This is a genomic window from Yinghuangia aomiensis (assembly GCF_039542225.1).
Lineage (GTDB): Bacteria > Actinomycetota > Actinomycetes > Streptomycetales > Streptomycetaceae > Yinghuangia > Yinghuangia aomiensis.
On sequence record NZ_BAABHS010000108.1, the window covers coordinates 1 to 546 of the forward strand.

Here is a 546-nt window from a genome sequence, read left to right on the forward strand (position 1 = left end):
ACCCGAGCGAGCAGGGTGGGTTACCGGTTCCGGTTGAGCCTACCGAGGTGTGGGCCGCGGACGAGTTGGACGCGCAGCTGGTGCGCCGGCTGACGGACCGGGCCCGCGCGGAGGGCCTCGCGCTGACCGGGGCGGGGAGCCTGTTGCAGCAGCTGACGAAGCTGGTGCTGGAGGCGGCCCTGGAGGGTGAGATAGACGACCACCTCGGCTATGCGAAACACGCGGTCGAGGGCCGGGACGGCGGGAACTCCCGCAACGGGCGCCGCGCGAAGACGGTGGCGACGGAGGTGGGGCCGGTGTCGGTTGCGGTCCCGAGGGACCGGGAGGGGACCTTCGCGCCGGCGATCGTGCCCAAGCACGTCCGGCGCCTGTCGGGGGTGGACGACCTGGTGCTGTCGCTGTCGGCGAAGGGCCTCACCCACGGCGAGATCGCCGCGCACCTCGCCGACACCTACGGCACCGACGTGTCCAAGACGACCATCTCCGCGATCACCGACCGCGTCGTCCAAGGCCTGACCGAGTGGCAGGCCAGACCTCTCGATCCGG

General features: G+C 72.0%; 1 protein-coding gene. It reads left to right on the forward strand.

Annotated elements, in window-relative coordinates:
* Positions 1-47: 47 nt before the first annotated feature.
* Positions 48-546, forward strand: a 499-nt coding sequence (locus ABEA93_RS42055; protein WP_345681300.1) for a transposase, incomplete at its 3' end; no start/stop codon positions are given.